Raw genomic sequence first — 21,650 nt, 5'->3', positions numbered from 1 at the left:
TACGCTGATTGCGCACGCTGTTCGCACGCAGAGGGTCATTCAGGAGGAGCGCCCATGAGCAGGAGCAGGACGACGGACAAGAACCCCATCCCGTCCGTCTGGACCCGTGAGCAGCGCCGGACCGACCAGCCCGCGCTCAGCCGGGACGTGATCGTGCGCGAGGCGATCGCGATGCTGGACGCCGAGGGCATCGAGGCGCTCAGCATGCGCAAGCTCGGCGCCCGCCTGAACGCCGGCGCGACCTCGCTGTACCGGCACGTCGCCACGAAGGACGAGCTGATGGAGCTCGCGGTGGACGAGGTCGCGGCCGAGATCCACGTGCCGCCGGCCGGCAGCCCCGACTGGCGCGCGGCCGTCACCGACGCGGCCGGGTCCTTCCGCACGACGGCGCTACGGCACCCCTGGCTGACCCTGGTCCTCGGCCAGGCCGGGCTCGCCTACCTCGGGCCCAACTACATGGCCTTCTCCGAGCGCCTCGCGGCCCTGTTCACCGCCGCGGGCTTCCCCGAGCCGAGCCGCGCGATCGACGCCGTCTTCTCGTACGTCATCGGCATGAGCACCACGGAGGCGGCCTGGCTCACCACGGTCGCCCGCTCCGGCGAGAGCGAGTCGGAGTTCGTGGCCCGGCTGCTGCCCGCGGCCCAGCAGGCCTCGGCCGGCTACGACCACCTGGCGGCCGCCGGGCCCGAGACCTCCGCGCAGGCCTCCGACCCCGCGAAGCTGCGCGACGACAAGTTCGCCTACGGCCTGGAGGTCGTCCTGGACGGCCTGGCGCTGCGCCTGCCGAAGCAGTAGAGGTCAGCCGCCGTCTGCGCAGCAATGGCGTCTAGCCATACATCCGGCGCATCGCGAACTCGACCATCTGCTCCACGGCCTTCGCGTCGAACACCATGCGGTGCTCGCCCTCCATGTCGAGGACGAAGCCGTAGCCGGTCGGCAGCAGGTCCAGCACCTCGGCGCCGGTGATCACGAAGTACTTGGACTCCTTGCCCGCGTACCGGCGCAGCTCCTTGAGCGTGCTGAACATCGGGATCACCGGCTGCTGCGTGTTGTGCAGGGCGAGGAAGCCCGGGTTGTCGCCGCGCGGGCAGTAGACCTTCGACGTCGCGAAGACCTGCTGGAAGTCCTCGGCGGCCATCTGCCCGGTGGTGAAGGCGCGCACCGCGTCCGTGAGGGAGGGCGGGGACGGCTCGGGGTACAGCGGCGGCTGCTGCCCGTACCCGCCGGACATCGGCTGCTGCGGAGGGGCGTACTGCCCTTGCGGGCCCGCTGTCTGGTCGTAGCCGTACATGAGCGCAAGCGTACCGAGATCGGATGGGCCGGCGGGCCGGTACCGCGGTCCCGGCAAATCGACAGCGAGTCGACAGCGCCCGCTCTGTGGATCGCCGCGGCCGCCGCTCGTAGCGTCGTGTCATGAACGTACGCCATGACGAGGGCCCGCCCGAGCACGACGGAGGCCTCTCCCACGACCTCCCCGTCCTCGCCCGCCGCCGGATGATCCGGCTGATGGCAGGCGCGAGCCTGGTCCCGCTGGTGGGGTGCACGCCGGACGGGGACACCTCGGCCTCCTCCTCCGACTCCTCCGCCCGGTGCGCGCGGATCCCCGAGGAGACGGCCGGCCCCTTCCCCGGCGACGGTTCCAACGGCGTGAACGTGCTGAAGGAGAGCGGGGTCGTCCGCAGCGACATCACCCGGAGCTTCGGCGACTCCGCGGGCGGCACGGCCGACGGCGTCCCCCTGACGATCACGCTCACGGTGGTGGACGCGGCCTCCGGCTGCGGGACGCCGAAGAAGGGCGCCGCCGTCTACCTCTGGCATTGCGACCGGGAGGGCGCCTACTCCCTGTACTCCGAGGGCGTCACCGACGAGAACTACCTGCGGGGCGTGCAGGAGACGGACGACAAGGGCCAGGTCACCTTCCGGAGCATCTTCCCCGGCTGCTACCCGGGCCGCTGGCCGCACCTGCACTTCGAGGTCTACGGCAGCCTGGCCGACGCCACCGCGGCCACGTCGATCACGAACACCTCGCAGCTCGCCTTCCCGAAGGACGTCTGCGACACGGTCTACGCCACGGACGGCTACGGCGAGAGCGTGCGGAACCTCGGCAGCCTCTCCCTGGAGGACGACGGCATCTTCAGCGACGGTCACGAACGGCAGCTGGCGACGATGACGGGCGACGCCGCGGACGGCTACACCGCGGCACTGACCGTTCCGGTGTGACCTGTCACAGATGACCGGATGGGGTTGCGCCTTATTACTGACGGGTAGCATCATCGTAGCTACTTGTTGGTACGTGAACTAGCGCGAGGATCCAGTGCCTCGCCGATCTCTCTACGGAGCCGGGAGCCGTCGCCATGGGGCACTACAAGTCGAATCTCCGCGACATCGAGTTCAACCTCTTCGAGGTACTCGGGCGGGACAAGGTGTACGGCACCGGTCCGTTCGCGGAGATGGACGTCGAGACCGCGAAGAGCATCCTTGAGGAGATGACCCGCCTCTCGGAGAACGATCTGGCGGAGTCCTTCATCGACGCCGACCGCAACCCGCCGGTCTTCGACCCGGAGACCAACACCGCGCCGGTCCCCGCGTCCTTCAAGAAGAGCTACCAGGCCTTCATGGACTCCGAGTACTGGCGCCTCGGCCTGCCCGAGGAGATCGGCGGCACCACCTCGCCCCGTTCCCTGATCTGGGCGTACGCCGAGCTCATCCTGGGCGCCAACCCGGCCGTGTGGATGTACTCCTCGGGCCCGGCCTTCGCCGGCATCCTCTTCGAGGAGGGCAACGAGGTCCAGAAGCACATAGCCAAGGTCGCCACGGAGAAGCAGTGGGGCTCCACGATGGTGCTCACCGAGCCCGACGCGGGCTCCGACGTGGGCGCCGGCCGCACCAAGGCCGTGCAGCAGGAGGACGGCTCCTGGCACATCGAGGGCGTGAAGCGCTTCATCACGTCCGGTGAGCACGACATGTCGGAGAACATCCTCCACTACGTGCTGGCCCGCCCCGAGGGCGCCGGCCCCGGCACCAAGGGCCTGTCCCTCTTCCTCGTCCCGAAGTACCTCTTCGACTTCGAGACCGGCGAGCTGGGCGAGCGCAACGGCGTCTACGCCACCAACGTCGAGCACAAGATGGGCCTGAAGGCCTCCAACACCTGCGAGATGACCTTCGGCGACCAGCACCCCGCCAAGGGCTGGCTGATCGGTGACAAGCACGACGGCATCCGCCAGATGTTCCGCATCATCGAGTTCGCCCGCATGATGGTCGGCACGAAGGCGATCTCCACGCTCTCCACGGGCTACCTGAACGCGCTGGAGTACGCCAAGGAGCGCGTCCAGGGCCCCGACCTGGCGAACTTCATGGACAAGACCGCGCCCAAGGTCACCGTCACCCACCACCCCGACGTGCGCCGCTCGCTGATGACCCAGAAGGCGTACGCGGAGGGCATGCGCGCCCTGGTGCTCTACACGGCCTCCGTCCAGGACGAGATCCAGGTCAAGGAGGCCGCGGGCGAGGACGTCTCCGCCCTGGAGGCCCTGAACGACCTGCTGCTGCCCATCGTCAAGGGCTACGGCTCCGAGAAGGGCTACGAGCAGCTCGCCCAGTCGCTCCAGACCTTCGGCGGCTCCGGCTTCCTGCAGGAGTACCCGATCGAGCAGTACATCCGGGACTCCAAGATCGACACCCTCTACGAGGGCACCACGGCGATCCAGGGCCAGGACTTCTTCTTCCGGAAGATCGTCCGCAACCAGGGCGCCGCGCTGAACTCCCTCGCCGAGGACATCAAGAAGTTCCTGGCGCTCGGCACGGGCGGCGAGGAGCTGGCCGGTGCCCGCGAGCACCTGGCCAAGGCCGCCGTCGAGCTGGAGGCCATCGTCGGCCTGATGCTCACCGACCTCGCCGCCACCGAGCAGGACGTCAAGAACATCTACAAGGTGGGCCTGAACACCACCCGCCTGCTGATGGCCTCCGGTGACGTCGTCGTCGGCTACCTGCTGCTCAAGGGCGCCTCGGTCGCCGCCGAGAAGCTGGAGACGGCCTCCGCCAAGGACAAGGCCTTCTACACCGGCAAGATCGCCGCCGCGAAGTTCTTCGCCGCCAACGTCCTGCCGGGCGTCACCCTGGCCCGCAAGGTCGCCGAGGGCGTCGAGCTGGACCTGATGGAGCTGGACGAGGCCGCGTTCTGATCCTCACGTCCTCTGGTCGAGGCCCGCTTCCGTCAGACCGGAAGCGGGCCTCGTCGTCCGTTGGGGGTGGTGTGGTGGGTGTGTCGTTAAGGTGAACCCTTGGCTTCTCCCTCTCCTGGAGGGTTCTCACGGCTTGCGCTGTGAGGGTTTCTGCTTCGTCGCCGACTGCCCGCCCGGAGTCTTCCGTTGAGGTCTCACACCGGCTCCACAGACTGTCACCGCCAGCCCGGCGGCCAGAAGGTTCTTCGCCGCGTTCACGTCCCGGTCGTGGGTCGTTCCGCAGCTGTCGCACGTCCAGGTGCGCACGTGCAGCGGCATGCTCTGGGCGAGTGTGCCGCAGGCGGAGCACAGCCTGGACGAGGGGAAGAAGCGGTCCACCGCGATCACTTCCCGTCCGTACCAGGCGGCCTTGTACTCCAGAAGGCTCCGGAACTCGGCCCAGGCGGCATCCGAGATGGCGCGAGCCAGCTTCCGGTTCCTGACCATGGTGCGCACAGTCAGGTCCTCGATCACGAGCGTTTGGTTCTCACGCACGAGTCGAGTGGTCAGCTTGTGCAGGTGGTCACGGCGTCGGCCGGCGATTTTGGCGTGGACCCTCGCGACCTTCTTGCGGGCCTTGGCCCGGTTGTTCGACCCCGCTGCCTTGCGGGACAGTTCCCGCTGGGCCTGTGCCAGGCGCGCACGATCACGGCGCTCATGGCGGGGATTGGCGATCTTCTCCCCGGTGGACAGAGTCAGCAGGTGATCAAGGCCGACATCCACACCGACGGCCTGACCCGTTGCGGGGAGCGGCGTGACGGAGGGGTCCTCCACCAGCAGGGAGACAAACCAGCGTCCGGACGCGTCCTGGGAGACGGTCACGGTGGACGGCTTCGCGTTCTGGGGCAGCGGCCTGGACCAGACGATATCCAGCGGTTCGGTCATCTTCGCCAGGGTCAGCTTCCCCTGCCGGAAGCGGAATCCGGACGTGGTGTACTCGGCGGACTTCCGGGACTTCTTCCGCGACTTGAAGCGCGGGTACTTCGCCCGCTTGCCGAAGAAGTTCGTGAACGCCGCCTGAAGGTGCCGCAGGCACTGCTGCAACGGCACCGACGAGACATCGTTCAGGAAGGCCAGTTCCTCGGTCTTCTTCCACGCGGTCAGCAGAGCCGAGGTCTGGTTGTAGTTCACCCGCTCCTGACGCACCCACGCCTCGGTGCGGGCCGCGAGGGCCATGTTGTAGACCTTCCGCACACAGCCGAACGTGCGCGACAGCTCGGCTGCCTGCGCATCGGTCGGATAGAAGCGGTATTTGAACGCCCGCTTCACACACACTGTGGGCACGTTCACAAAGTAGCATCCCTGCGTGTAAAGAACCCACCTGCGGTTCGGAGTACCATGATTCGCCTCGGCGGCACATCACAGCTCCCTGCCTGTTCCGCAGGAGTCCGATTCCCCCTCCGCCGGAAGGCGGGGGTCTCCTCGGAGGCGTCTGAATGAGCGAACCAGCCCGCTTCGACCGCGGCCACACCGACGACCTGATGACCTTCCTGGCGGCGAGTCCGTCGCCGTACCACGCCGTGGCCACAGCCGCCGAACGGCTGGAGAAGGCGGGCTTCAGGCAGGTCGCCGAGACGGACGCGTGGGACGGGACGAGCGGCGGCAAGTACGTGCTGCGCGGCGGCGCGATCATCGCCTGGTACGTGCCGGAGGGCGCCACGCCCCACACGCCGTTCCGGATCGTCGGGGCCCACACCGACTCCCCCAACCTGCGCGTCAAGCCGCTCCCCGACAGCGGGGCGCACGGCTGGCGCCAGGTGGCCGTGGAGATCTACGGCGGACCGCTGCTCAACTCCTGGCTGGACCGCGATCTGGGCCTCGCGGGCCGGCTGACCCTGCGCGACGGCTCGACGCGCCTGGTCAACGTCGACCGGCCGCTGCTGCGCGTCCCGCAGCTCGCCATCCACCTGGACCGCTCGGTGACGGCCGACGGCCTCAAGCTCGACAAGCAGCGGCACATGCAGCCGGTCTGGGGCCTCGGCCGTGACGTCCGCGACGGCGACCTGATCGCCTTCCTGGAGGAGTCGGCCGGCATCCCGGCGGGCGAGGTCACCGGCTGGGACCTGATGACGCACTCCGTGGAACCGCCCGCCTACCTGGGCCGCGACCGCGAACTGCTGGCCGGGCCGCGCATGGACAACCTGCTGTCGGTGCACGCCGGCACCGCGGCCCTCGCGGCCGTCGCCTCGTCGTCGTCGCAACCGGCCTCCATCCCGGTCCTGGCCGCCTTCGACCACGAGGAGAACGGCTCCCAGTCGGACACCGGCGCGGACGGGCCGCTGCTCGGCAATGTGCTGGAGCGCTCGGTCTTCGCCCGCGGCGGCTCCTACGAGGACCGGGCCCGCGCCTTCGCCGGCACGGTCTGCCTGTCCTCGGACACGGGCCACGCCGTGCACCCCAACTATGCGGAGCGGCACGACCCGACGCACCACCCGCGCGTCAACGGCGGCCCGATCCTCAAGGTCAACGTCAACAACCGCTACGCCACGGACGGTTCGGGCCGCGCGGAGTTCACGGCGGCCTGCGAGGCGGCCGACGTGCCCTTCCAGTCGTTCGTCTCCAACAACTCCATGCCCTGCGGCACCACGATCGGCCCGATCACCGCCGCGCGGCACGGCATCAAGACCGTCGACATCGGTGTGGCCATCCTGTCGATGCACAGCGCGCGCGAACTGTGCGGCGCCGACGACCCGTTCCTCCTCGCCAACGCCCTGACGGCGTTCCTGGAGAGGTAGAACGAGCCGTCACCGCATGGGTGTTCGCCTCGGGGGTACCCGGTGTTCCGGGACCGGAACGACCGGACCGTACAGGGAGGCGACACACATGGGCCTCGGCGGATGCATCATCCTCATCGCCGTGGGAGCCATCCTCACGTTCGCGACCGACTGGGACATGCAGGGGGTCAACCTCGACCTGGTCGGCATCATCCTGATGATCGTCGGACTGATCGGCGTCACCACGTTCAGCAGCATCGCCCGGCGCCGACGCGTCGTGGTGCCCCCCACGACGCCGGTCGTCGAAGACCCGGCGGCGCACCACCACCGCCGTGACGGCTACAGCGACGGATACGGGGTGTGACGGCCGAGGCTCTCAGGCGTCCATCCCGGCCAGCACCAGGGGAAGCCTGTCCGTCCCCGCCTCGGTGAGGCGGACGGGCACGCCCCAGTCCTGCTGGTGGACATGACAGGCGGGGTACTCGTTCGCCGGGTCGTCGTCGCAGGAGGCGGCCATCGCGGACACATGCAGCACGCCCTCCGGTACGGCAGGGTCGAGTTCGAGGGTGCGGGACAGATCGGTTCCCGCGCCCTCGCCGCCGCGCAGCAGCTCTGGCGGGGTGGACGAGACGAGCAGGCGCGTCGAGGGGCCGTATCGGTTGTCCGGCTTCTGCCCGGGCGGAGCCTGGAAGATCACGTCCAACCGGAGCCGCCCGGGCGCGACTTCGGTCGCTTCCCGCTGCGTACGGTGGGCCACGTCCGGCACCTTCACCGCCTCTTCCGGCAACCGCAGCCGGGTCAGCCGGTGCCGGGCCGACTCCACGACCACGATGTCGTCGCCGACGAGCACCGCGTCGCTGGGCTCGCGCAGATCCGTGGCGAGGGTCGTCACCTCACCGGTCGCCGGGTCGTAGCGTCGCAGGCCCCTAGGCCAGCGCGTGCCCCGTCGTGGCGTCCACGTGGTCCGGGACCGCCTCGTGACGGTCGCCGACCGTGAGGGTGCCGGTGGGTTCGAACATGAGGATCGTCGTGGGGACCGGGGCGTACGGCTTGTGTTCGGTGCCGCGCGGAACCGTGAAGACGCTGCCCTTGGGGAGGACGACCGTGCGCTCGCCCGCCGCCTCGCGCAGGCCGATGTGAAGTTCGCCGTCGAGCACGAGGAAGAACTCGTCGGTGTGGTCGTGGACGTGCCAGACGTGCTCGCCCTCGACCTTGGCGACGCGGACGTCGTAGTCGTTGACGGCGGTGACGATGCGGGGGCTCCACTGCTCGGAGAAGGAGGCCAGGGCGTGGGCGAGGGAGACGGGTTCCTTGGTCATGAGGGAATCCTGCGGGGTTCCGCCCGTCCCGCACGAGTGCTAGGAATCGCACATGCCGCAAGGATCCTCGCAGGCGCGGTCTGCGCACCGGGTCGCCGTGATCGTCGACGAGGGCACCAACCCCTTCGAGGTCGGCGTGGCCACCGAGTTGTTCGGGCTGCCGCGACCCGAGCTGGGTCTGCCGGGGCCGCTGTACGAGGTGACGTTGTGCGCGCCCACCCCGCAGATCCGGATGAACCACGGCTTCTTCACGCTCACCGGCCTCCCGGGCCTGGACACGGTGGACCGCGCGGACACGCTCCTCGTGCCTGGCCGGCCGGACAACGTCGTACCGCGCGGCCCCGACGTGCTCGACGCGATCCGGCGCGCACACGCGCGAGGCGCCCGGGTCGTGAGCTTCTGCACCGGCACCTTCGCTCTCGCCGAGGCCGGGCTGCTGGACGGGAGGCGGGCCTCGACGCACTGGCGCTGGGCGGACTCGTTCCGCCGGCTGCACCCGAAGGTACTGCTGGAGCCGGACGTGCTGTTCGTGGACGAGGGCGACATCCTCACGGCCGCCGGCAGCGCGGCGGCGCTCGATCTCGGGCTGTACATCTGGCGGCGCGACCACGGCGCCGAGACCGCCAACCACGTTTCGCGACGGCTGGTGTTCGCCGCGCACCGGGACGGCGGGCAGCGGCAGTTCGTGGAGCGGCCGGTGCCGGACGTGCGGGACGAGTCCCTGGCGCCGCTGCTGGCATGGGCGCAGGAGCGGCTGGCCGATCCGCTGACGGTGGCGGACCTGGCCGCACGCGCGCGTGTCAGCCCCGCCACACTCCACCGGCGCTTCCGCGCCCAGCTCGGGACGACACCACTCGCCTGGCTGATCGAGGAGCGGGTGGCGCTGGCCTGCCGGCTGATCGAACGGGGCGAGGAACGGCTGGACGTGGTGGCGGCCCGGAGCGGGCTCGGTACCGCCGCCAACCTGCGCACGCGCCTGCGGCGGGCGACCGGCCTCAGCCCGTCGGCCTACAGACGGCGTTTCGGACCGGGCGGCGGGGAAGCCCTGGTGTCATGAGATTCCTCGTGTACGACCGGCTCCTCGGCTTCGGTGACGACTACTGGATCGAGGACGAGCACGGCAGCAAGGTGTTCCTCGTCGACGGCAAGGCCCTGCGGCTGCGGGACACCTGGGAGCTGAAGGACACCCAGGGACGCGTCCTCGTCGACATCCATCAGAAGATGCTCGCCCTGCGCGACACCATGGTGCTCCAGCGGAGCGGGGAGCCGCTCGCGACGATCCGGCGGAAACGGCTGTCCCTGCTGCGCAACCACTACCGGGTGTCCCTGGCCGACGGCAACGAGCTGGACGTCAGCGGCAAGATCCTCGACCGGGAGTTCGCCGTCGAGTACGACGGGGAGCTGCTGGCGGTGATCTCCCGGCGGTGGCTGACCGTGCGGGACACCTACGGAGTGGACGTCGTCCGCGAGGACGCGGACCCCGCGCTGCTGATCGCGGTGGCCGTGTGTGTGATCCATCTGGCGGAGAAGGAGCGGGAGGGCTGAGCCGCCCGCGGGTGTGCTCTCAGGGCCGGCGAGGAGGCCGGAGTCCCAGCATCCGGTCCTTCAGCGCCGGGAACTGCTCCCGGGTCGTCGCGACCTTCCCCGGGTCGAACTCCACCGTGAGGACCTCCTCGCCGGCACCGGCCTGAGCCAGCACCTCGCCCCACGGGTCGACCACGATCGAGTGACCGGCCTGGGGAACTCCGGCGTGCGTCCCGGCCGTTCCACACGCGACGACGAACGCCTGGTTCTCGACCGCCCGTGCCTGGGCCAGCAGCGTCCAGTGGGACCGGCGGCGCTCCGGCCAGCCCGCCGACACCACGAGCGTCTCGGCACCGGCGTCGACGAGGCCGCGGAACAGTTCGGGGAAACGCAGGTCGTAACAGGTGGACAGGCCCAGGGTCGTCGCCGGCACCCGCACCGTCACCAGTTCGGTGCCCGCGCCCATCAGCACGGCCTCGCCCTTGTCGAAGCCGAAACGGTGGATCTTGCGGTAGGCGGCGGCCAGATCGCCGGAGGGCGAGAAGACGAGGGAGGTGTTGTACAGGGGACCGTCGGGATCGCGCTCGGGAATCGACCCCGCGTGCAGCCACACGCCCGCGTCGCTCGCGGCCTTCGCCATCGTCTCGTACGTCGGCCCCTCGAGCGGCTCGGCCTCGCGCCCGAACTCCTCGTAGGCGAAGGCGCCCGTGGTCCACAGCTCCGGCAGGACGACGAGATCGGCCCCGGCCTGCTCACGGACCATCGCCGCCACGCGTCGGCGGCGCGCTTCGACCGATTCGTCCTCGTTTACGGCGATCTGGATCACAGAGGCGCGCACACTACCACCGTCCTGGCATTCGAGCCGTCCACACGGGCCTACGATCGTCACACGAAAGCACTGCCGGGGTGCCTCACAGCAGCGTAACTTAGCTCGCAAGACGCCCACCGACAGCCGCCACCTCCCACTGGCAACGCCGCCGCCACCTGCCCGTGCAACGAACCGCCGAGGGGTCCCGTTCCGTGAGTCTGCATCCCACCCTCCAGCCCTACGCCGATGCCTGGACCCACTCCGTCGAAGCGATAGCCGAGCTGGTCCAGCCGCTCGCGGAGGCCGAATGGAACCGGCGGACGCCGTGCCCCGGGTGGTCGGTGCGGGACGTGGTCTCCCACGTCATCGGTCTGGACTGCGAGATGCTCGGCGACCCGCGCCCCATCCACAGCCTCCCGCGCGACCTCTTCCACGTCACCAACGAGCACCAGCGCTACATGGAGATGCAGGTCGACGTCCGCCGCCACCACACGGCGCCGGAGATGACCTCCGAGCTGGAGTACGTGATCATCCGCCGCAACCGGCAGCTGCGGAACGAGTCGCGTGACCCCGGCACGAAGGTGCGGGGGCCGCTCGGCAGCGAGCTCACCCTCGAGGAGTCGATGCGGCGGCACGCGTTCGACGTGTGGGTGCACGAGCAGGACCTGCGCACGGCCCTCGGCCGCCCCGGCAACCTCGACTCCCCCGGCGCACTGGTCGCCCGCGACGTGCTGCTCGGCGAACTCCCGCGCGTGGTGGCCGAGGACGCACAGGCACCGCGCAGCTCGGCGATCGTCCTCGACGTGCACGGGCCCGTCGAGTTCCTGCGCACGATCCGCGTCGACATCCATGGTCGCGGCACCCTGGAAACGGCCCCGGCTCTCGGCCCGGCCGCGACCCTCACCCTCGACTGGGAGACCTACGTCCGCCTGGCCTGCGGCCGGGTGAGCCCGGAGTCGGTCTCCGACCGCCTGAAGACGGAGGGCGACCCGGAACTGACGGCGGCGATCCTGAACAACTTCACGGTTACGCAGTAGGGACGTCCCGGCTGCGGGCATGCGCGCCGCTCCACTGCGGGCATGCGTGCCGCTGAGGGCGGCACGGGTGGGCGCAGCGGCACCCCGCTCCGCCGGGCTGCGGACCCACCCGGCCCCGGCACCAACGCCCAGGGTCCGAAAACCCCATGCCGCCGCCCCACCCCAACCCGTACCGTCGCTGGCCATGACCACCCCACCCCACCGCACCCGCCTCACCTTCCACGGCCCGCTGTCCGAAACCCGGGCAGGCGCGCTCGTGCAACGCCTCACGCGCCACCGCCCCACCACCGTCCTGGACATCGGCTGCGGCTCGGGCGAACTGATGCTCCGCGTCCTGGCCGCCGCCCCGGAAGCGACCGGCACCGGCATCGACCTGAACGCCGACGACCTGGCGCGAGGAAGGAAGGCCGCCGCGGACCGCGGACTGGCGTCCCGGGCCCGCTTCCTCGAGGAGTCCGCCACCGGCACCCCGCACGGCCCCGCCGACCTCGTCCTGTGCGTGGGATCGAGCCAGGCCCTCGCCGACCGCCTCCCCGAGGCGCTCGGCGAACTCCGCCGCCTGGTCGGCGACCGCGGCCGCGTCCTGCTCGGCGAGGGCTTCTGGCAGCGCACCCCGACCCCCGACGAGCTGTCCCGCATGTGGCCGGACGCGTCGGCCACCGACCACCCCGATCTCGCGACCCTCGTCGACCTGGCCGTGGCCGCGGGGTTCAGGCCGGAGTGGACGGAGACCGCGAGCCTCGACGAATGGGAGGAGTTCGAGTCGGGATACCTCGCGGACACCGAGGTGTGGCTCGCCGAGCACCCCGACCATCCCCTGGCGGCGGAGACCCGTGAGCGCGCCGACCGGCACCGGGCCAGGTGGCTCACCTACCGCGGCGTGCTGGGTCTGGCCTACCTCACCCTCGTACCGGTGGCGGCCCGCTGACCCAGGGCCTGTCGTTCGGATCAGGTCGCAGACGCGGGGCCTGGCACGGGCATCTGCGGCGTTGTCGTCGGTCGCCGACTCCCCCACGCTCGGCTGCGCTCGCGCGGGAGGGACCCCCATCGCGTCGACTCCCTCCTCCGCCTTGCAGCTACCCGCACCAGACCCCGCTCACCGGCGTCGAGAAGCACCGCCGATTCCCTGCGACCTGATCCGAACGACAGGCCCTACGCCGGCACGTGCACCGTCTCCACCCGGCTGGCCACCAGCCGCTGGCGCTCCCGTCGTGCCGCCCGCCTGCGCAGCCGCAGGATCTGGGAGACCCCGACCGCCTGGAGCACGAACACCACCGAGAAGGCCAGGGAGTAGTCGTCGCCGGTGGCGTCCAGGAGCACACCGATCGCGAACAGCGTGGTCATGGAGGCCACGAAGCCGCCCATGTTGGTGATGCCGGAGGCGGTGCCCTGCCGTTCGGGCGGGTTGGCCGGACGGGCGAAGTCGAAGCCGATCATCGACGCGGGTCCGCACGCCCCGAGCACCGTGCACAGCACGATCAGCAGCCACATCGGGGCGTGCGCGCCCGGGTAGGCGAGCGTCGCCGCCCACAGGGCCGCCGTCGTGCCGACCGTCCCGAGCGCGAGCGGCAGCCGCGCCCCGTGGTGCCGGGCGACGACCTGGCCGTAGACCAGGCCCACCACCATGTTCGACAGGACGACGAGGGTGAGCAGTTCGCCGGCCACCGCCCGGGACAGCCCCTGCGCCTCGACGAGGAACGGCAGGCCCCACAGCAGCAGGAACACCATCGCCGGGAACTGGGTGGTGAAGTGCACCCAGAGACCGAGTCGCGTCCCGGGCTCCCGCCAGGAGGCGGCGATCTGCCGCCGTACGTAGGCCGCGCCCTGGTGCGGGAGCGGCTCCGGCTCGTGGCCCTCCGGGTGGTCCTTGAGGAACAGCAGCACCAGGACGAGCACCACGGCCCCGGCCGCCGCACTGCCCGCGAACGCCGCCGTCCAGCCGATGCCGTGCAGCAGCCGGGCCAGGACGAGCGTGGAGACCAGGTTGCCCGCCATGCCGACCAGTCCCGCGAACTGGGCGACCAGCGGCCCGCGACGGGCCGGGAACCAGCGGCTGCCGAGGCGCAGCACGCTGATGAACGTCAGCGCGTCACCGCAGCCGAGCAGCGCCCGGGAGGCGAGCGCCGTGCCGTACGTGGGGGAGAAGGCGAAGCCCAGTTGCCCGGCGGTGAACAGCACCGCGCCGAGCGCCAGCACCTTCTTGGTGCCGAGCCGGTCGACGAGCAGGCCGACGGGGATCTGCATGCCCGCGTAGACCAGCAGTTGGAGGATGGAGAAGGTGGAGAGGGCGGAGGCGTTCACATGGAAGCGGTCGGCGGCGTCGAGGCCGGCCACGCCCAGGGACGTGCGGAAGATGACCGCGACGAAGTAGACGGAGACGCCCGTGCCCCAGACGGCCAGCGCCCTGCGGCCGCCCGGCGGATCGCCCGGCATCGCGGTGGCGCTCATCGGACCTCCCCGCGGGCCAGGTGCGAGAACCAGCCGACGTGCCGGTGGACGAGGCCGACGGCCGCCTCTGCGTCACCGGAGCGCAGCGCGTCGAGGATCTCCTCGTGCTCGGCGAGGGTCTTGGCGATGCGGTCGGGGTGGGAGTGCATGACGGCGACGCCCATGCGCAGTTGGCGGTCGCGCAGCTGGTCGTAGAGGCGGGAGAGGATCTCGTTGCCGCCGCTGCGGACGATCTCGGCGTGGAAACAGCGGTCGGTGACGGCGGCGCCGGCGAGGTCCCCGGCGGCGGCCTGCTTCTTCTGCCGGGCCAGCAGTTCCTCCAGGCGCTCGATGAGCCCGGCGGGCGCGGGCACGGCCTTGCGCGCCGCGTGCTCCTCGACGAGCAGCCGCGTCTCGACGACGTCGGCGATCTCCTGCGCGGAGACGGGCAGGACGAGGGCGCCCTTCTTGGGGTAGAGCCGGATCAGCCCTTCGGCCTCCAGCCGGAGCAGCGCTTCGCGGACCGGCGTGCGGGAGACTCCCACGGCTTCGGCGAGCTCGCCCTCGGTGAGGAGGGTCCCGCCTTCGTAGCGGCGCTCCAGGACGCCCTGTTTGACATGGGCGTAGACGCGGTCGGCGGCGGGCGGTTGCTTCACGGCCAAGGTCATGCCGACAGCATAGATACAACAGGTACGCATGAAGGGATACGTCCAGTATGCGGACTTGTATGTCACACATCTGTGGCAAAGCGGGGGTCCCCCTCGGCAACAGCACAACCACGTGTGCTAGTTACAAGTCAGACACGTGCGGCCCCTTTCCCCTCGTCCTCAACTCGGCCGCATCGTTGGGGCACTCGACGTAATCGGGGTACTTCACTTGATAACCGGCATTCAGGGCACTCGCCTCCGCAGAGCCGCGGCCGTCGCCGTGACCACCGGCGCCATGCTCGCGACCGGTGCCCTCACCGTCGCGCCGGCGCAGGCCGCCTCGGCGCCCTCCATCGCCGCCAAGGGCGGCTACGCGATGAACAACGCGACCGGCAAGTCGCTCTACACCAAGGCGGCCGACACCCGCCGTTCGACCGGCTCGACCACCAAGATCATGACGGCGCTGGTGGTGCTGAAGCAGTCGAACCTCAACCTGGAGAGCAAGGTCACGGTCCAGAAGGCGTACAGCGACTACATCGTCGACAACAACTACGCGTCCAACGCGAAGCTGATCGTCGGCGACAAGGTCACCGTCCGCCAGCTGCTCTACGGGCTGATGCTGCCGTCCGGCTGCGACGCCGCGTACGCGCTCGCCGACAAGTTCGGCTCGGGCTCGACGCGCTCGGCGCGCGTGAAGTCGTTCATCGGCAAGATGAACACCACCGCCAAGAACCTGGGTCTGAAGAACACCCACTTCGACTCGTTCGACGGCATCGGCCACGGCGCCAACTACTCCACGCCGCGCGACCTGACCAAGCTCGCCAGCTCCGCGATGAAGAACTCCATGTTCCGCACGGTCGTCAAGACGAAGAAGTACACGGCGAAGACGACCACCAAGACCGGCGGCACGCGGACGATGGCGCCGTGGGAGAACACCAACCCGCTGCTCAGCAGCTACAGCGGCGCGATCGGTGTGAAGACCGGCTCCGGCCCGGAGGCCAAGTACTGCCTGGTCTTCGCCGCCACCCGCAACGGAAAGACCGTCATCGGCACGGTCCTCGCCTCGACCGGCCTGGACGCCCGCAAGGCGGACGCCACGAAGCTGCTCAACTACGGCTTCACCAGGTAGGACGACCGAGGGGGCCCTGCCGCACACCGCGGCAGGGCCCCCTCGTCCGTCACGCGGCGGTGCGCTGACGGCGCTCCAGCGCCCGGGCCGCCTTGCGCCGGCCGCCCGACAGCACGTTCACCGCGGAGCCCGCACCGGCGCCCGGCTCCAGCTGCCAGCCGCGGATCCGCGCCGCGACCCGGACCAGCCTCTTGTCACCGGGCCGTACGTCCACGCTGAACAGCGACTCGTCGGGCGTACGGTCGTCGCCGCCCCAGCGGACCACGCCGTCGAGCTCGGCGAGGATGTCGCGGATCACGACCTCCTGGTGCGGGAAGAAGCCGCCCCTGGCGCCGCGCGGGTAGAAGCCGGGCCGGATCCGCACGGCCGTGCCGGACGCCAGATTGGACTCGGGCCTGCTCCTGGCGAGGCCGGCGGGGTCGTGCCATCCGACGACGTCGCCCCGGCGCAGCGGGTCGACCTCGTAGTGGAACCGGCGCACCAGGTGGACGAGAACGGTCTCCACGTCGCCCATGCGCACGGCGACGCCCTTGAGCGGGGTCCCGGGGACGGGGCGGGTGTAGACGGTGCCGCCGTCGTCGGCGACGTTCTCCATCTCCCAGCCGTTGTGGGAGCGCGAGCCCGCCAGCACGCGCCGGGTGCGGTCCTGCGCACTGCGCAGGGCGTCCCGTACGCGGGACGGGATGGGGTTGTTGGCGTCGGCGTACGCCTGGGACAGGAAATGGGACAGCGGCAGGGCGGCGACGCCCACGGCACCGCCGACGGCGGCGACACGGCCGAGCAGGGCACGGCGGGACAGGCCGCGGCGGTGCGCGGCACCGGGCGCCGACGGTCTGCGGGGGATGCGGGGGAGGCTGAGCTTCAACGGAGTCTCTTCCTGAAGTTCTTGCTGAGAGTTCTTGCTGAAGTTCTCTGCGCACACGCGCTCAGGCGTTGCGGACGATGCTGTTGTACTTCTCGAAGATCTGGTAGACGGCCAGGCTCTGGTGCGTCTGGGACTCCACGTCGGCGTCCCAGGCCCGGTAGCGGCGCAGGAGTTCGGTGATCTCGAACTCGGCGAGGTCGAGGCGCATGGACCGCGGGGTGGTGACGCGGTCTCCTGGGGGAAGTTGGCCGCCGGGCCTGCCCCGGGTGCCCCACAGATGGATCAGGGCCGCGGTGCGCACACTGAACGCGTTGTCCTTGTTCAGCTGCTGCCACACGGTCCACAGGTCGGAGTCCTTGGCCGGGTCGCGGTGGTCGCCGATGGTGAAACCCCAGCCGATGCAGTGGTTCCAGGCCTGGATGGCGTCGCTCGCGCTGATCTCGCCGATGCCGGTGTGCGAGTCCCTGACGGAGCCGGAGCCCGAGAGGTGGTGGTCGGCGACCTGCTGGTCGGTGGCCTGGTCGGCGAGGCCGTAGTCGCGCATGGCCCAGTACAGGACCGTCTGGATCAGTGCCTTGCGCATCGTGTACGTCTTCGACAGCTCGGTGATCAGCCCGTCCTGCTCCTGGATCGCCGCGACGGCCTGCGCGTTGGTGTAGAGCCGCGCCTCGCTGCCGATGCCGCCCGTGTCCGGGCGCCCGATCGACTGCATGTAGCGCGAGAGGTCGGCCCGCAGCGCCGGCACCTGGCGCGCGTCGAGGGCGACGTCCGGGACGGCGGGCCGCGGCCGGTCGAACGAGCCCTGCCCGGTGTCCCGCCCCGAGGCGATGTCGGCGTCGATCTCGAGCTGCCCGTCACCGGAGCCGAGGGTACGGATGACGAACTGGTCGTACGCCCAGTCCCGCGGCAGCGGGTGCCCGGCGTTGCCCTCGAAGCCCGGGGACATGTCGGCGACGAAGCTCGCGGTCGAGTAACCGGCCGCACCGACCCGCGCGCACACGTTGCGGGAGCCGTAGACACCGATCTCGTAGGGGTGGCCGGAGTCCGCCATCGCCTCCTTGATGCCCTTGAAGTGGGGCAGGACGCTCGCGGTGATCTCGGCGTCGATCGCGTCGAAGTCGACGGCGAAGAAGATCCGGGTCCCCCGCCTGAAGCCGTGGTCGCGGGCGGCGTTGACCGCCGCGTACCCGGCGGTCCGCCCCGCGACGTAGTCGAAGTCCGAGGCGTCGTTGTTGACGGTCTGGTAGATCGGGAAGCAGCGCAGGCCCTGCTGGGCGATGGTGGCGAGCTCGCCCGGCTGGATGGCCTTCTCCGGCAGGGAGGTGGCACTCGGGTTGGTGAGGTAGCGGCCGACGTACGTGATCCCGGCCGCCTTGAGCGACGCCGCCCGGGCGGGGGTGACCTTCGCGATGGTGTCGCAGGCCTTGGCGGGGCGGGACTGGTCGCCGAAGGACGCCAGCAGCGAGGCGAAGGTGGCGAAGTCGCCCTCGCCCGTGGCCGGGAGCGCGACGAAGGTCTGGAAGGCCCGGACGGCGGCGGCGAGGGAGGAGTCGAAGGTGTCGGTGAGGGCCGCCGGCCGCCGGTTGACGACCATCCCGGCGGAGAACAGCTGGACGAACACGCCTTGGTCGCCCTGCTTCACGGGGTGCGACTTCAGGCCCGACTGGGTACCGGGCCCGAAGTTGCCGTTGGCGGTGCCGTCCGCCATGCCCAGCTCGTACTGCACGCCGAGGAGCAGCGCCTTGAGCGTGCTCTTGGACACGAGCCCGTCGCAGGCGATGACGAAGAAGTCCTGCCGCTTCAGGTAGCGGCCGTTGAGCCACTGCTGGACGGCCCTGACCTGTCCGCTGCCGGAGGCGCCGGGGACGTAGGAGTCCATCGTCAGCAGAGCCTTGAAGACCTTGGGCGTCACGTCGCCGCCGGGGAAGGCCTGTTCGATGCCCATGTCGGTCTTGAGCCGGGTGACGGCCGCTCGCACCCGTGTGCCGTAGGTGCCGTCGAGGTCGCCGCCGTCGTAGCCCTTGCAGTAGAGGCCGGCCTGGATGATGCGGCAGAAGTCGGGCGAGGGGACGGTGTCCTCGTTGAGCTCCGGGTACTTGGTGGTCAGGGTGCTGAGCGTGGTGGGACCGAAGCTGTCGGAGAGCGCTGTGATGCCCAGCTCGTACTGCAGGGCACGGGTCAGGGCGTACATGGTCGCCCAGTCGGCCTCGCCGGTCTCCTCCACGGTCGTGCCGATACGGCTGCCGTAGACGGAGTTCACGAATCTCTGGGCCTTGAGCACCATCGCGTCGCGCATGGGGGGTTCACTCACTTTCGAGGGAGTGACCGCGCCCGTCGCAGCCCGGCAACGGGGCTCCCCCCGGGACGCCGGGCGAGTGGTCGATCTCGTGGTGAGGTTGATCGTATGTCCGGATAAACCGCTTACTGTGTGGTAGTTGGGGGAGTTCGAGGAGACTCTTGTGATCCTCCGCGAACCGCTGGTTCATCCCGGACACACGCCGGCGGCCCCCCGCCCGGAGGGGCAGGGGGCCGCCGCAGTCGGCTCACGCCCAGGTGATCAGGCGCTTCGGCTGCTCCAGGATCGCCGCCACATCGGCCAGGACCTTCGAGCCCAGCTCGCCGTCGACCAGACGGTGGTCGAAGGACAGGGCCAGGGTGGTGACCTGACGGGGCTTCACCTTGCCCTTGTGGACCCACGGCTGGAGCTTGATCGCACCGACCGCGAGGATCGCGGACTCGCCGGGGTTGAGGATCGGCGTGCCCGTGTCGACGCCGAAGACGCCGACGTTGGTGATCGTCACCGTGCCGCCCTGCATGGCCGCCGGGGACGTCTTGCCGTCCCTGGCCGTCGCCACCAGCTCGCCCAGCGACTCGGCCAGCTGCGGCAGCGTCTTGGCGTGGGCGTCCTTGATGTTCGGCACGATCAGACCGCGCGGGGTCGCGGCCGCGATGCCCAGGTTCACGTAGTGCTTGACCACGATCTCCTGGGCGGCCTCGTCCCAGGACGCGTTGACGTCCGGGTTGCGCCGGATCGCGACGAGCAGCGCCTTGGCGATCAGCAGCAGGGGGTTCACGCGCAGGCCCGCGAACTCCTTGTCCGCCTTCAGCTCCTCGACCAGCTTCATCGTGCGCGTCACGTCGACCGTCACGAACTCGGTGACGTGCGGCGCGGTGAACGCCGAGCCGACCATCGCCGCCGCCGTCGCCTTGCGGACACCCTTGACCGGGATGCGGGTCTCGCGGGTGGTGTCGTACGACGCCGGAGCCTGGGTCGCGGCCGGGGCGGACGCGGCCGAGGGCTCAGGGATCGCCGGGACGGCGGCGGCGACCGCCGCGTGCACGTCCTCGCGGGTGATGATGCCGTCCGGGCCGGTGGGGACGACCGTCGTCAGGTCGACGCCCAGGTCCTTGGCCAGCTTGCGGACGGGGGGCTTGGCCAGCGGGCGTTCCGTGCCCGCCGGGGCGGCCTGGGGTGCCGGGGCGGGCACGGCCGGGGCCGCCGGCGCATGGCCGTTCAGCTCGGTCTGGATCGCTGTCGAGGCCTGCTGGACCGGGACCTCCGGGCCCTTGCGGGGGCGGCGGCGGGTGGACGAGGTCGCCACCCCGTAGCCCACCAGGACCGGCTGGCGTCCCGAGCCCGCTGCCTTCGGCTCCTGAGCGGGCTCGGCTGCCGCGGGCTGCTCGGCGGCGGGCGCGGGTGCGGCGCTGCCGCCGCCCACGTCCACCGCGATGATCGCCGTGCCCACGTCGACCGTGGTGCCCTCGGGGAAGTGCAGGTCACGGACCACGCCGTCGTACGGGATGGGCAGCTCGACTGCCGCCTTCGCCGTCTCCACCTCGCAGACCACCTGGCCGTCGGTGACCGTGTCGCCGGGCTGGACGTACCACTTGAGGATCTCGGCCTCGGTGAGTCCCTCGCCCACGTCGGGCATCTTGAACTCGCGCACGGACGCTTCCGTCATCGTCGTCACGACCCTCTCCTCAGTACGCCAGCGAGCGGTCGACGGCATCCAGTACCCGGTCCAGGTTCGGCAGGTACTCCTCCTCCAGGCGAGCCGGCGGGTACGGCGCGTGGTAGCCGCCGACCCGGAGCACCGGGGCCTCCAGGTGGTAGAAGCAGCGCTCCGTGATCCGCGCGGCGATCTCCGCGCCCGACCCGAAGAACACCGGGGCCTCGTGGACGACGACCAGGCGGCGCGTCTTCTCCACCGACGCCTGGACCGAGTCGAAGTCGAGCGGGGAGACCGAGCGCAGGTCCAGGACCTCCAGGTTCTTGCCCTCCTCGGCGGCCGCGTCCGCGACCTCCTGGCAGAGCTTCACCATCGGGCCGTAGGCGGCCAGGGTGAGGTCGGTGCCCTCGCGGACCACCTGGGCCTTGTGCAGCGGGCCCGGGATCGCCTCCGTGTTGACCTCGCCCTTGTCCCAGTAGCGGCGCTTGGGCTCGAAGAAGATCACCGGGTCGTCGCTCTGGATGGCCTGCTGCATCATCCAGTACGCGTCCGACGCGTTCGACGGGCTGACGATCTTCAGGCCCGCCACGTGCGCGAAGAGCGCCTCGGGCGACTCGGAGTGGTGCTCCACCGCGCCGATGCCGCCGCCGTACGGGATACGCACGACGACCGGGAGCTTGACCTTGCCCAGGGAGCGGGCGTGCATCTTCGCGAGCTGCGTGACGATCTGGTCGTACGCCGGGAAGACGAAGCCGTCGAACTGGATCTCCACCACCGGGCGGTAGCCGCGCAGGGCCAGGCCGATCGCCGTGCCGACGATGCCCGACTCGGCGAGCGGGGTGTCGATGACGCGGCTCTCGCCGAAGTCCTTCTGCAGGCCGTCCGTCACCCGGAAGACGCCGCCGAGCTTGCCGACGTCCTCGCCCATGATCAGGACCTTGGGGTCGGACTCCAGGGCGCGGCGCAGCGACTCGTTGATCGCCTTGGCCAGTGCCATCTTGTCGGCCATC

At 70.5% G+C, this 21,650-nt stretch carries 20 protein-coding genes and 1 pseudogene; 10 read left to right on the top strand and 11 right to left on the bottom strand.

Features of this window, described 5'->3' with window-relative positions; all coding sequences use genetic code 11:
- Nucleotides 1-54 precede the first annotated feature (54 nt).
- The gene (locus AB0G20_RS06345; RefSeq protein WP_361296611.1) at nt 55-795 is read left to right on the top strand and encodes a TetR/AcrR family transcriptional regulator; all 741 of its coding nucleotides are present in this window, start codon (nt 55-57) and stop codon (nt 793-795) included.
- 31 nt (nt 796-826) lie between these two features.
- Here the strand turns inward: AB0G20_RS06345 and AB0G20_RS06340 are convergent, their stop codons facing one another.
- Nucleotides 827-1,291: an SseB family protein gene (locus AB0G20_RS06340; protein ID WP_030846788.1), complete on the bottom strand. Its 465-nt coding sequence runs from the start codon at nt 1,289-1,291 to the stop codon at nt 827-829.
- A gap of 122 nt (nt 1,292-1,413) precedes the next feature.
- Between AB0G20_RS06340 and AB0G20_RS06335 the strand changes: the two genes are divergently transcribed.
- Together AB0G20_RS06335 and AB0G20_RS06330 are read left to right on the top strand one after the other, a co-directional pair.
- Complete coding sequence (locus AB0G20_RS06335) at nt 1,414-2,220, top strand: intradiol ring-cleavage dioxygenase (protein ID WP_361296607.1); 807 nt, start codon at nt 1,414-1,416, stop codon at nt 2,218-2,220.
- 134 nt (nt 2,221-2,354) lie between these two features.
- A complete protein-coding gene (locus AB0G20_RS06330; protein WP_361296604.1) occupies nt 2,355-4,181 on the top strand; it encodes an acyl-CoA dehydrogenase in 1,827 nt (608 codons plus the stop codon).
- 126 nt (nt 4,182-4,307) lie between these two features.
- Here the strand turns inward: AB0G20_RS06330 and AB0G20_RS06325 are convergent, their stop codons facing one another.
- Nucleotides 4,308-5,510, bottom strand: a complete 1,203-nt coding sequence (locus AB0G20_RS06325; protein ID WP_361296601.1) for an RNA-guided endonuclease TnpB family protein — start codon at nt 5,508-5,510, stop codon at nt 4,308-4,310.
- A 146-nt stretch (nt 5,511-5,656) separates the two neighbouring features.
- Here AB0G20_RS06325 and AB0G20_RS06320 point away from each other — a divergent pair, with 146 nt between their 5' ends.
- On the top strand, nt 5,657-6,955 hold the full coding sequence (locus AB0G20_RS06320; RefSeq protein ID WP_361296598.1) for a M18 family aminopeptidase: 1,299 nt from the start codon (nt 5,657-5,659) through the stop codon (nt 6,953-6,955).
- 88 nt (nt 6,956-7,043) lie between these two features.
- Nucleotides 7,044-7,298: a DUF6458 family protein gene (locus tag AB0G20_RS06315; RefSeq protein ID WP_361296595.1), complete on the top strand. Its 255-nt coding sequence runs from the start codon at nt 7,044-7,046 to the stop codon at nt 7,296-7,298.
- A gap of 12 nt (nt 7,299-7,310) precedes the next feature.
- On the opposite strand, the pseudogene AB0G20_RS06310 reads toward AB0G20_RS06315, so the two are convergent.
- Nucleotides 7,311-7,856, bottom strand: a pseudogene (locus AB0G20_RS06310) (alkyl hydroperoxide reductase); the annotation flags it as partial.
- A gap of 4 nt (nt 7,857-7,860) precedes the next feature.
- A complete protein-coding gene (locus tag AB0G20_RS06305; protein WP_361296592.1) occupies nt 7,861-8,253 on the bottom strand; it encodes a cupin domain-containing protein in 393 nt (130 codons plus the stop codon).
- 52 nt (nt 8,254-8,305) lie between these two features.
- Here AB0G20_RS06305 and AB0G20_RS06300 point away from each other — a divergent pair, with 52 nt between their 5' ends.
- Nucleotides 8,306-9,310 (top strand): helix-turn-helix domain-containing protein, encoded by a 1,005-nt coding sequence (locus tag AB0G20_RS06300; protein WP_361296589.1) that lies wholly within the window; start codon nt 8,306-8,308, stop codon nt 9,308-9,310.
- Entirely contained in the window at nt 9,307-9,798 is a 492-nt protein-coding gene (locus AB0G20_RS06295) for an LURP-one-related family protein (protein ID WP_361296586.1), read from the top strand. Before AB0G20_RS06300 ends, AB0G20_RS06295 begins: the two co-directional genes overlap by 4 nt.
- A 19-nt stretch (nt 9,799-9,817) precedes the next feature.
- Here the strand turns inward: AB0G20_RS06295 and AB0G20_RS06290 are convergent, their stop codons facing one another.
- Nucleotides 9,818-10,615: a carbon-nitrogen family hydrolase gene (locus AB0G20_RS06290; RefSeq protein WP_361296583.1), complete on the bottom strand. Its 798-nt coding sequence runs from the start codon at nt 10,613-10,615 to the stop codon at nt 9,818-9,820.
- A gap of 182 nt (nt 10,616-10,797) precedes the next feature.
- Between AB0G20_RS06290 and AB0G20_RS06285 the strand changes: the two genes are divergently transcribed.
- Together AB0G20_RS06285 and AB0G20_RS06280 are read left to right on the top strand one after the other, a co-directional pair.
- Nucleotides 10,798-11,622, top strand: coding sequence for a maleylpyruvate isomerase family mycothiol-dependent enzyme (locus AB0G20_RS06285; RefSeq protein ID WP_361296580.1), 825 nt, complete (start codon nt 10,798-10,800; stop codon nt 11,620-11,622).
- Between the two features lie 184 nt (nt 11,623-11,806).
- Nucleotides 11,807-12,550, top strand: coding sequence for a methyltransferase domain-containing protein (locus tag AB0G20_RS06280; protein WP_361296577.1), 744 nt, complete (start codon nt 11,807-11,809; stop codon nt 12,548-12,550).
- Nucleotides 12,551-12,774: 224 nt separating this feature from the next.
- Here AB0G20_RS06280 and AB0G20_RS06275 read toward each other — a convergent pair whose 3' ends face one another.
- Complete coding sequence (locus tag AB0G20_RS06275) at nt 12,775-14,070, bottom strand: MFS transporter (RefSeq protein WP_361296574.1); 1,296 nt, start codon at nt 14,068-14,070, stop codon at nt 12,775-12,777.
- Nucleotides 14,067-14,717, bottom strand: a complete 651-nt coding sequence (locus tag AB0G20_RS06270; protein WP_102908437.1) for a GntR family transcriptional regulator — start codon at nt 14,715-14,717, stop codon at nt 14,067-14,069. Before AB0G20_RS06270 ends, AB0G20_RS06275 begins: the two co-directional genes overlap by 4 nt.
- A 208-nt stretch (nt 14,718-14,925) precedes the next feature.
- On the opposite strand from AB0G20_RS06270, the gene AB0G20_RS06265 reads away from it, so the two are divergent.
- The gene (locus AB0G20_RS06265; RefSeq protein ID WP_361296571.1) at nt 14,926-15,825 is read left to right on the top strand and encodes a serine hydrolase; all 900 of its coding nucleotides are present in this window, start codon (nt 14,926-14,928) and stop codon (nt 15,823-15,825) included.
- A gap of 49 nt (nt 15,826-15,874) precedes the next feature.
- Here the strand turns inward: AB0G20_RS06265 and AB0G20_RS06260 are convergent, their stop codons facing one another.
- From AB0G20_RS06260 to AB0G20_RS06245, 4 genes are all read right to left on the bottom strand, one after another.
- Nucleotides 15,875-16,690 (bottom strand): twin-arginine translocation signal domain-containing protein, encoded by an 816-nt coding sequence (locus AB0G20_RS06260; RefSeq protein ID WP_361296568.1) that lies wholly within the window; start codon nt 16,688-16,690, stop codon nt 15,875-15,877.
- Between the two features lie 61 nt (nt 16,691-16,751).
- Nucleotides 16,752-18,986, bottom strand: a complete 2,235-nt coding sequence (locus AB0G20_RS06255; protein WP_361296565.1) for a glycoside hydrolase domain-containing protein — start codon at nt 18,984-18,986, stop codon at nt 16,752-16,754.
- Between the two features lie 247 nt (nt 18,987-19,233).
- Nucleotides 19,234-20,661, bottom strand: a complete 1,428-nt coding sequence (locus AB0G20_RS06250) for a dihydrolipoamide acetyltransferase family protein (protein WP_361296562.1) — start codon at nt 20,659-20,661, stop codon at nt 19,234-19,236.
- Between the two features lie 10 nt (nt 20,662-20,671).
- Nucleotides 20,672-21,649: an alpha-ketoacid dehydrogenase subunit beta gene (locus tag AB0G20_RS06245; protein ID WP_361296559.1), complete on the bottom strand. Its 978-nt coding sequence runs from the start codon at nt 21,647-21,649 to the stop codon at nt 20,672-20,674.
- Between the last annotated feature and the right edge of the window lies 1 nt (nt 21,650).

The sequence above is a fragment of the Streptomyces sp. NPDC024017 genome, from assembly GCF_040638895.1.
Classification (GTDB): domain Bacteria; phylum Actinomycetota; class Actinomycetes; order Streptomycetales; family Streptomycetaceae; genus Streptomyces.
This window is presented reverse-complemented; position numbering and strand designations above follow the sequence as displayed.

Coding starts and splice junctions, on each gene's coding strand:
- AB0G20_RS06300 (WP_361296589.1), top strand. CDS start 8,306: ATGCCGCAAGGATCCTCGCAGGCGCGGTCTGCGCACCGGGTCGCCGTG.
- AB0G20_RS06255 (WP_361296565.1), bottom strand. CDS start 18,986: ATGCGCGACGCGATGGTGCTCAAGGCCCAGAGATTCGTGAACTCCGTC.
- AB0G20_RS06345 (WP_361296611.1), top strand. CDS start 55: ATGAGCAGGAGCAGGACGACGGACAAGAACCCCATCCCGTCCGTCTGG.
- AB0G20_RS06275 (WP_361296574.1), bottom strand. CDS start 14,070: ATGAGCGCCACCGCGATGCCGGGCGATCCGCCGGGCGGCCGCAGGGCG.
- AB0G20_RS06305 (WP_361296592.1), bottom strand. CDS start 8,253: ATGACCAAGGAACCCGTCTCCCTCGCCCACGCCCTGGCCTCCTTCTCC.
- AB0G20_RS06245 (WP_361296559.1), bottom strand. CDS start 21,649: ATGGCCGACAAGATGGCACTGGCCAAGGCGATCAACGAGTCGCTGCGC.
- AB0G20_RS06335 (WP_361296607.1), top strand. CDS start 1,414: ATGAACGTACGCCATGACGAGGGCCCGCCCGAGCACGACGGAGGCCTC.
- AB0G20_RS06315 (WP_361296595.1), top strand. CDS start 7,044: ATGGGCCTCGGCGGATGCATCATCCTCATCGCCGTGGGAGCCATCCTC.
- AB0G20_RS06330 (WP_361296604.1), top strand. CDS start 2,355: ATGGGGCACTACAAGTCGAATCTCCGCGACATCGAGTTCAACCTCTTC.
- AB0G20_RS06280 (WP_361296577.1), top strand. CDS start 11,807: ATGACCACCCCACCCCACCGCACCCGCCTCACCTTCCACGGCCCGCTG.
- AB0G20_RS06295 (WP_361296586.1), top strand. CDS start 9,307: ATGAGATTCCTCGTGTACGACCGGCTCCTCGGCTTCGGTGACGACTAC.
- AB0G20_RS06320 (WP_361296598.1), top strand. CDS start 5,657: ATGAGCGAACCAGCCCGCTTCGACCGCGGCCACACCGACGACCTGATG.
- AB0G20_RS06340 (WP_030846788.1), bottom strand. CDS start 1,291: ATGTACGGCTACGACCAGACAGCGGGCCCGCAAGGGCAGTACGCCCCT.
- AB0G20_RS06270 (WP_102908437.1), bottom strand. CDS start 14,717: ATGACCTTGGCCGTGAAGCAACCGCCCGCCGCCGACCGCGTCTACGCC.